The sequence below is a fragment of the Peptoniphilus sp. SGI.035 genome (assembly GCF_050315115.1).
Classification (GTDB): Bacteria; Bacillota; Clostridia; order Tissierellales; family Peptoniphilaceae; genus Peptoniphilus_A.
On record NZ_JBNPOJ010000019.1, the window covers coordinates 22557 to 31752 of the forward strand.

A 9196-nucleotide genomic window follows, 5' to 3' on the forward strand; every position below is an offset into this window, starting at 1 on the left:
CAATGTTTCAAAAAAACATCACGCACTCAAAAATGGCACGCAAACCTAAGACTGTTACAATTATAACTCATATTGACTTTATTTTCTACATTTATTTTAAAAAAATCGCTATTTTATCCAATCTTTTATAGATTTTATTATAAATTTGTCGTAAATCAATTAGACCCTCATTGTTCTTTAACAAAATTAATAAAAGCGACAAAGCTAAAATATTTTCCTCATTTTCATAATCCATGGAAATTGAATTGGAATTTTTTATAATTTCATTTTTTATATTTTTAAAATTATCTTCATTTAAGTATAAATCTTCTTTATTTATAATAGAAGACATTTTATTTAAAATAATATTAAGATTTTTGCCCTCGCTTCTTGGAATGTAGACGCAAGATTGATGATTATAATCGTCAAGTCTTGGAAGTTCATAAATTTTTATTTCTCTTACAATTTCATCATCGATGCCTGCATTTGTAATAACATAAGCTAAATCTTCTTCATCATAAATTTCTTGAAGTTCTAATGATAAATCCGATGCAATTCTCTTATTATAAACTTGAGTTATAATAGTATCTCTTCTAGTGTCAAAGTCAAATTTATTGGCATCTGAGTCCAAAAACAAGAGTCCATCCACTGCATCTCTTCCCACTGCTGCAAGCACTGGTTCTATAAAGGAAATTCCATTTATTATATTTATGTCAATCTCTTTTTCTATTAACATCTTCACTGTTTTTTCTGCGACAAGGGGTGTGCCTGGTACAAAATAATTTATATCTTTATTTTTAGATTCTTGGATTAAAATCTCAACTACTTTAGAATAAACTTTGTCAAAACTATCCATCTCGTCGTAAAGATAGTCAAAGGATGTATAATCTATTTTATTTTCTTTAAAAAAAGAAAGAGAATTATGTCTATCTGTCCTAAGAAAATTTTTATTCCCATTTTTCATAATTTTTACTGCTTCAAGAGTGAGATCCTTAGCAGATGTGGAACCTAGTCCAACTACATTTATCATTTTTATCACCCTTAACATTATATCAGCTGAAAGTAAAAAAATCTTTTATTTGAAAAAATGGCAACAAAAATTATTTCATAAAAAAAGAGGTTCGATTTCTCAAACCTCTTAAATATTTGACATAGAGCCTAAAATTTCAAATTAACTAAATCCAAACTTTTTTCTCATGATTTCAAGTTCTTCATCAGTTAAGTCGTTTTCGTCAACTGGTTCTTCTTTTTCTTCTTTAGCCATTTGTTTTTTTCTTTCTTCAACAAGTTTATCGTGTTCTGCAATAACTTGTGCTGCAACTTCCTGTGGAATATCAATTGATTTATTTTCCACTTCTGAAAGTTCAACTTCTCCACCTACACATAGCTTTTTGCCATCTTCAAATTCGTAAACAAAAACTTCAAGTTCTCCTGCTGGATTTTTTATTGAAATCTTGTAATCTTCATCAAGAGAATTTATATCATCTACGAGATAATTTACTACTGCAATAGTGCCTGAACCACAAGAACCTTCTCTAACTAAAGTGTCCGATCCTTCTACAAATACATAGGGAATAACTTGGAGATTTTCTTTGTCAAAAAATAATATTCCATATGCTTCTGCTTTGTATTTTTCTTTTAAAACTTTTAAAGCATCATCTATAAATTTTCTATCTTCTTTTTCTTCAACAATTAAATGACTAATGCCCTTAAGTTCTATTAATTGGTATTCTTTTCCATTAATTTCGATGATTTTTTTATCAAGAGGTGCTTCCATTGCTACATAAGCCTTTTGATTTTTTACATCTGCAATTACATCAGTAGTTCCTTCATGACCACTTACATATACTTCAATGTCAACAAGTCCATCGACATCGTAAAATCCTGCAGAATAAAGTCCATAGGCTCTAGTTGCATTGGCACAAAATTCTCCACCCATCATGTCCATCCTAAGTGGTGCACCTTCGTAAGCTGGAGATATAAAACCAACTTGTTCAACGTCTTTATCTATTTGTTCAATGATGCACTTTGTGTATGCTTTTCTATATCCAGGATACACTGGTGCGATTACAAATCCTGTAATATTTCCACAAGGATTTGCTCTAAAATATTTAAAATTTTTCTTCATAATAATCCCTTCTCGACTATAAAATTTAACTTCTTAAATATTATAACATACTAAGTTAGTATTTTTTCTCGACACTTATATTTTCCCGAATTTTTAAATTTTAATCCGATTTTATTTTAAATATTTTTTTAATTCTTCTGCTCTATCAGTTTTTTCCCAAGGAAGATCTAAATCAGGTCTACCAAAATGTCCATAGGATGCCGTTTGTCTATAAATTGGTCTTAATAGATCAAGTTCACCTATGATTGCAGCTGGTCTCATGTCGAAATTTTCCATTATGATTTTTTCAATTTCTTCATCGGATAATTTTCCAGTGCCAAAAGTTTCTACATATACAGAAGTTGGTCTTGCAATTCCAATTGCATAGGCAAGTCCAATTTCAACTTTGTCTGCAAGTCCTGCTGCCACTAAATTTTTTGCAATATATCTTGCGTAATATGCACCAGACCTATCTACCTTTGTTGGATCTTTTCCTGAGAAAGCTCCTCCTCCATGTCTTCCAAAGCCTCCATAAGTGTCTACAATAATTTTTCTGCCAGTAAGTCCTGCATCTGCCATTGGTCCACCAAGTACAAATCTTCCCGTTGGATTTATAAAAAATTCTGTATCGTCATCTATAAATTCTTCAGGCACAACTTTTTCTACAACTTCTCTAATAATATCTTCTCTAATTTTTTCCATTGGAACATCTGGCGCATGTTGTGAAGATACTACAACATTTTTTAGTCTAACTGGTTTATCTTCTTCGTATTCAACAGTTACTTGAGTCTTGCCATCAGGCCTTAAATAATCGAGTGTTCCATTTTTTCTAACTTCAGTAAGTCTTCTTGCAAGTTTATGTGCAAGGGAAATTGGAAGTGGCATTAATTCTTTTGTTTCGTTGCAAGCGAAACCAAACATAATTCCTTGATCTCCTGCTCCAAAAGAATCAAGCTCGTCAACTCCTTCTTCTTTAAATCTGTCAACGCCCATAGCAATGTCAGAAGATTGCTCTTTTATTGCAGATAAGACTGCACAAGTTCTTCCGTCAAAACCATATTTAGCTCTATTGTATCCAATATCCTCTAATACTTCTCTTGCTGTCTTTTCAAAATCTACATAAGTATCTGTTGAAATTTCTCCTGTAATTACTATCATTCCAGTGGATGCCATAGTTTCGCAAGCCACTCTCGCTTTTTTATCCTTTGCTAAAATTTTATCTAGTATAGCATCAGATATTTGGTCGCAAACTTTATCCGGATGTCCTTCTGTAACGGATTCTGAACTAAATTGCCATTTTTTCATTTTTAATTCCTCCATTTTAAATACCTTTGATTTAATGTATGAATTTTATTTAAAGTTTATAATTTTGAAAATTAAAAATACATTCATAAAAAAATCCTCACGCAAAAGTGAGGATCATTAAACCTCATCTTTCAGATAAAAATCTGTGGGATTTAGCACCAACTAGGTTGCCGGGTTTCAAAGTGCCCATTCACTCCACCACTCTCAATAAGGTATTATTCTTAGTTGTAAGAAGATTATAGCATTAATATTTATCTAGTGCAATAGATTAAAATAATTCATAAGGGATATTCCCACTGGATAAGTAATTATGCTCATTATAAAACTAAAAGTTATTATTTTTGATGCAAATTCATAATCAGAATTCATCTGCTTTGTGAATATGAAACAATTTGCTGCGCATGGCGTTGCCCAAAAGACAAAGGCTATTCCAAGTTCCATATTTGTAAAACCAAGTTTTACACCAATTGGAATTAATATTGCTGGTGCAAGAACCGTCTTAATAAATGCAGAAATAAACATTAACTTAAAATCACTCTTTGAACTTTCAAAGTTTAAACTTGCGCCAATTAATATAAGAGACATTGGTGTAGAAATCTTTGACACCATTTCTATTGCCTTGTCCACTCCTTGATAAACTGGAATATGTAAAAAATTAAAAATTGCTCCAATAATTATGCTGACAATCATTGGATTTTTTATAATTTTCATTGCAATGTCTATAAATGAAATTCTCTTATCTTCAGCTTCGCTATAATAAGTTAGAAGAATTATTGCAGAAATATTATAAAGAGTAAGTCCAAAGGAAATTATAACTATCATATGCTCCATTGAAGGTGCGCCATTATATATTATATCTAAAATTGGAAAGCCAACATAAACAAAGTTAGACCTATAAGCGCAATGCACAAAAGCAGATAACTTTTTCTTGTCCTTAATTCTTAAAGACTTTGCAATAACAATAGAAACAAAAATTACAAAAATTATTCCCAACAAAATATATGCCACATATTTTGGATGTAAAGATTCAATCTTCGCACTCTTTATATCATAAAATAATTTAAAGGGCAGAGCCAAATAAAAAACTATCCATGTACCCTTGTCCACAAAATTATTATCTATGTATCCTCTCTTTTTTGCGAAGTATCCAAGAAGCAATACAAAAAAGACAGGGGATACAATATTAAGTCCCATTAATAAGTTTTCCATTTCATCACCTATATAAATTATAGGTTAAATTTTTTCTCTTGTCGAGTGTCATCTTTTCAAATACAATAGAGATGGGAGGTAATATTATGAAAAAATTTATAGGTACAATTGTCACATCTCTTATTTTATTTTCAAGTGTAAATGTATTTGCTGGCGCTAAAGTTTCTAGCCAAAGTATTGTTCTCGATGGTAAGGATACTGGTATAAAGGGTTACAATATTGAGGGCAATAATTATTTTAAGCTTAGAGATGTTGCTGCACTTTTAGATGGTAAAGACGCTGAATTCAATGTAAGTTATGACGAAGGAAGGTCTGCTGTAATAATAAATAGCAAATCTGACTATAAAAAAGTTGATGGCGATTTAACTCCACTAAAGGATAGCGACAGTGAGGTTAAAGTTTCCAAACACAATGTATATGTTAATGATGTAAGACATTCCTTTAGTGTATATACTATTGACGGATACAATTATTTTAAACTAAGAGAATTAGGTCAAACTATTGGATTTGACGTAAATTTTGACGAAAAAACTAATAGCATTATAATTGATTCCAAGGCAATCGAGCCAAAGTCTCTTGTAAAAAATCAAGTGGATATAAAAATAGTAGAGTATGCTACAAGTTATGAAGAAAAAGATCTTAATATACTAAAAAACCCTATTTTAGACATTAATAATTTTTTAAAGAATATTAATAATAATATACTTGCAACTAAGGATTCTGGACAAATCAGTGGCAGTGTCCAATATGTAAACTCTGAAAATATAGTAGAAGTAATTCCTTTATCAACAAAGTTCAATGGAAAATTCACATACAAACCTTTTATAAGAATAACTCAAGACAAAAAATCTGAAATTTTCCCATATGAAGATAAATTTGAAGTAGCAAAAACTTTGACGTCAAAGGGATTTGATCCTACAAAAGAATTTAAAATTAGTCTCGGAACAAATATAAGTGATAATTTTGTTGAATACTCATCTTTTAATTATAAATAGTTTTGGGTATAATGATCTAGGAGGTGTTAATTTTGGAAATTAAAAAAGAAATGTTAATTGGAGAAATTCTTTCAAAAAAGCCTGAATCAATTGGAACTTTAATGAGCTTTGGAATGGGTTGTATTATGTGTCCATCTTCTCAAATGGAATCTCTTGAAGAAGCTGCAATGGTTCACGGTATAGATCCTAATATTCTTGTAGCTGCACTTAATAATGATAGTAAAGAAGAAGCAGACGCTTAATTTTTAAACTAAGGGAGAGGCAGTGCCTCTTCTTTTTTTACATAAATACTTTAGCGATTTAATAAGGAGGTAATTATGAATAAAAAATTAATAATTAGCATTTCTCTACTTTTACTAATAGGTACTTGTCACGTAAGCGCTAGTAAAAATCCCGTAACTAATGACACTGACGAAGCCATATCAGTTGAAATGACAAATGCTGAAAAGAAAAAAGTTGAAGAAATCAAAAACATATTTAACATAACAGGAGCTTACGAAAGCTTTACTATTGTAAAGGAACCTATGCCTAGTGATATTGGAAGCGACTTTTTAAACAAATTAATAAAAAATAAATTTCTTATATCTTACAGATGGTCTGACGAAAAATTAGGCGAAGCAAATGTGATGTATAATAGTGACGGCGAGTTTATTTCCTTTTACAAATGGTCTTCAGCTGATGAAAAAAAAGAAAATATAGGTAAAAACTATTCTAAAGAAGATGTCCAAAAAGCTGCACAAGAAATTCTCACTAAGACAATAAAGGACTTTAACAAAAAATATATTTTATCTGATTACGAAATCAACCCTAACAGTAAGGACATTGAGCTTAATTATAGAAGAGTTGTTAGAGATATCCCTGTTTTTGATGATTTTATTAATGTAAATTTTTCATCTAATCTTGGCAAAATAGTTAGTATAAACTTGATGGGAGATAATTCCTATATAAACTCCTTTTTACAAGACAAGGACTTTAAAGACCAAGCAAAAATTAGCCTCGAAGATGCACAAAAAATATTTTTAGAAAAATCTCCCCTTTCTCTTTACTACAAAGTAAGTAGCGACAGAAAAAGTGTAGAAAAAGTATATTCATCAAATGTCCTTGATATTGACGCAACAACGGGCAAAGTCTTTAAAAATAATTTTAAAAGTAATGATATTTCTTTTGCAAAGACTGAAGAAGCAAAGGATACAATAGGTTTAATTGGAGTCGAAGTAAAAAAAATTGACGCACAAAGAAATTTAAAGAAAAAATCCGAAGCAAAGAAAAAAGCTGCAGAAATTGTCGGCAAATCCTACGAAATTACAAATATAGCTCTTTCCTCAGATAAGGACAATTATTATTACAAAATAACTCTCGAAAAGGGCAAAAACTATGGAGAAATAACATTAAACGCAAAAACATTAAATTTAGTTAGCCTAAATATTTATACAGATAAAAAAGATGTAAAGACAAAAGTTCCTGATGAAGAAGCCAAAAAAATTGCACTCAACTTCTTAGAAAATTATGGCGACAAGACAGAACTTAATTTAGAAAAAATTGATTTAACAAAATTCGATTACTGCACAAATATTTTTATTCCAAGGTATGTAAATTCTATTCCAGTTTTAGACGAAGGTGTGTTTATTGCAGTTGATGATGAAAAAAAAGTTGTGCTTTATGAAAAAGATTTTTCCAATATAGATTTTAGCAAAGCAAGGGATATAAATTTAACAAAGGATGAAGCAAATAAAATTTATTTGAACTCCAAAAACTTTGGGCTTAAATATGAAATGACTGAATCTGGACCTAAGCTTTTATATGGAAAATTACAAAATATCCTTCCAATAATTGGCGAAGATAAAATTTTGAGAGATAAGTCTGGAAATATAGTTAACTTTAAAAATCAAATTTCTTATGATGATTTTAATAGCGCCAAAAATAAAGAAGCTATAAATTATTTAAAAGATATGGGATATGGAACAATTGGCAAAAAATTATCTGACAAAATTACTTATAAAGAATTTATTGAATTAATTCACAAAAATTATGGCTTGGAATATTATGACGACAACAGATATGGTATTGATATGAGTAAAGTTAAGAATAAAAAAATCACTGAAAAAGATGTAATTAAATTTTTAATAATAGACAATGGCTTACAGGATTTCACAAAAGCCAAGGGGATTTTTAAAGATAATTTATTTAAAAATCAAAAATCACTAAAAGAATATGAAAATTACTATATAATTGCAAAGGGCTATGGTTATATCGGCGATGAAATTAACCTTGATAAAGAACTAAGTCTTGAAGAAATTTTGTACATTATATACAATTCAATAAACTAATTGTAACTCTTTTGTAATTGCAAGTTACCTTCCACTGATGTATATTATCAGTGGGAGGTTTTTTATGACCCAATCAAATTACGATGTAAGACAAAAACAAAGAAGACAAAGAGCTAGAAGAAGAAAGAGAAAAAGACAAATAATTTCAATTTCAATCTTCATAATACTTATAATTTTTGTATTTTCTAAGATGTTTTCTGCAATAAAAAAACCAAAAGATGAAGTTTACCCAGCACTTATGTGGTACTACGCAAATGAAATTAACAAGGATAGACCTAAAAAATATTATTACGACCCTGAATATATATCTAATGTGGCCCTTGATCCTTTACTTCGAATGGAAGATGAATTTATAGTAAAGGGATCTAATCACTTGAAAAAAGTTGATAAGTATGCCTACGATGCAAAGGAAATACGCACATACATTAAAAAAAATAATTATGATGGCGACAAAAAAATTGTATTCCTAACTTTTGACGATGGACCAAATAATACTATTACTCCTCAAGTTTTAGACATTCTAAAAAAAGAAGATGTTCGTGCAACTTTCTTTTTAGTGGGAAAATCAATTGGAGATAAAACGGCAGGTCGAGTTCGTGAAATTCTGAGAAATGGAAATGCTATTGCAACTCACTCCTTTAGTCATGACTATGAATATTTATATCCAGGTAGAGTTGTCAACCCCGAAAGAGTTTATGAAGAAATTCAAAAAACTAATGCAAGGCTAAAAAATATTCTTGGAGATGATTTTCACTCAAATGTATTTAGATACCCTGGTGGCGAAATGTCTTGGAGTAATACCGATGCAAGTAATGCACTTCTAGAATCAAAGGGCATTAATTGGATAGACTGGAACTCACTTGTTGGCGATGCAGAGAAAAAATCTGTTAGACCTACAACAGTTGACGGTTTCGTAAATTATCTAGATAAAAGTCTTCATGAAAATAAAAACACAAAAATTGCAGTTGTACTTGCACACGATGCGACAAATAAACAACTTACAGTAGATTCTCTAAGTTCTATTATAAAATATTTTAAAGACAGAGATTATGAATTTGGAGTTTTAAAATAATTTTTAAGATAATAAAATAAGGGGCTGTTCTTCGCGGACAGCCCTCTTTTATTATCTCGTTAAAATTTATAGGGAATTTTTTATTTTTTCTGCTCTTTCAATTAATTTATCTTTACCTAAAGAATAAAATATACTTTACCTTTCTTGTAAATCATAATTTATATTTCATTTTACTATTTATAGATGTTTTAGAAAAAATATA

The 9196-nt window shown here is 29.9% G+C and carries 8 protein-coding genes and 1 riboswitch; of the genes, 4 read left to right on the top strand and 4 right to left on the bottom strand.

Annotated elements, in window-relative coordinates; all coding sequences use genetic code 11:
* Positions 1-91 precede the first annotated feature (91 nt).
* The 4 genes from ACQRC6_RS08145 to ACQRC6_RS08160 form a co-directional block, all read right to left on the bottom strand.
* Positions 92-1009 carry an SAM-dependent methyltransferase gene (locus tag ACQRC6_RS08145; RefSeq protein WP_293557543.1) on the bottom strand — a complete coding sequence of 306 codons (918 nt, stop codon included), beginning with the start codon at positions 1007-1009 and terminating at the stop codon, positions 92-94.
* Positions 1010-1150: 141 nt separating this feature from the next.
* Positions 1151-2107: a hypothetical protein gene (locus ACQRC6_RS08150; protein WP_427848499.1), complete on the bottom strand. Its 957-nt coding sequence runs from the start codon at positions 2105-2107 to the stop codon at positions 1151-1153.
* 111 nt (positions 2108-2218) lie between these two features.
* Entirely contained in the window at positions 2219-3391 is a 1173-nt protein-coding gene (metK, locus tag ACQRC6_RS08155; protein ID WP_427848500.1) for a methionine adenosyltransferase, read from the bottom strand.
* Between the two features lie 121 nt (positions 3392-3512).
* Positions 3513-3605: riboswitch (SAM riboswitch) on the bottom strand.
* 41 nt (positions 3606-3646) lie between these two features.
* On the bottom strand, positions 3647-4600 hold the full coding sequence (locus ACQRC6_RS08160) for an AEC family transporter (RefSeq protein ID WP_427848501.1): 954 nt from the start codon (positions 4598-4600) through the stop codon (positions 3647-3649).
* A gap of 86 nt (positions 4601-4686) precedes the next feature.
* On the opposite strand from ACQRC6_RS08160, the gene ACQRC6_RS08165 reads away from it, so the two are divergent.
* The 4 genes from ACQRC6_RS08165 (at position 4687) to ACQRC6_RS08180 (ending at position 8994) form a co-directional block, all read left to right on the top strand.
* The gene (locus ACQRC6_RS08165) at positions 4687-5595 is read left to right on the top strand and encodes a hypothetical protein (RefSeq protein ID WP_427848502.1); all 909 of its coding nucleotides are present in this window, start codon (positions 4687-4689) and stop codon (positions 5593-5595) included.
* Positions 5596-5627: 32 nt separating this feature from the next.
* On the top strand, positions 5628-5837 hold the full coding sequence (locus tag ACQRC6_RS08170; protein WP_427848503.1) for a DUF1858 domain-containing protein: 210 nt from the start codon (positions 5628-5630) through the stop codon (positions 5835-5837).
* Positions 5838-5912: 75 nt separating this feature from the next.
* A complete protein-coding gene (locus ACQRC6_RS08175; protein WP_427848504.1) occupies positions 5913-7922 on the top strand; it encodes a YcdB/YcdC domain-containing protein in 2010 nt (669 codons plus the stop codon).
* Between the two features lie 64 nt (positions 7923-7986).
* Positions 7987-8994 (top strand): polysaccharide deacetylase family protein, encoded by a 1008-nt coding sequence (locus ACQRC6_RS08180; protein ID WP_427848505.1) that lies wholly within the window; start codon positions 7987-7989, stop codon positions 8992-8994.
* Positions 8995-9196: the final 202 nt, after the last annotated feature.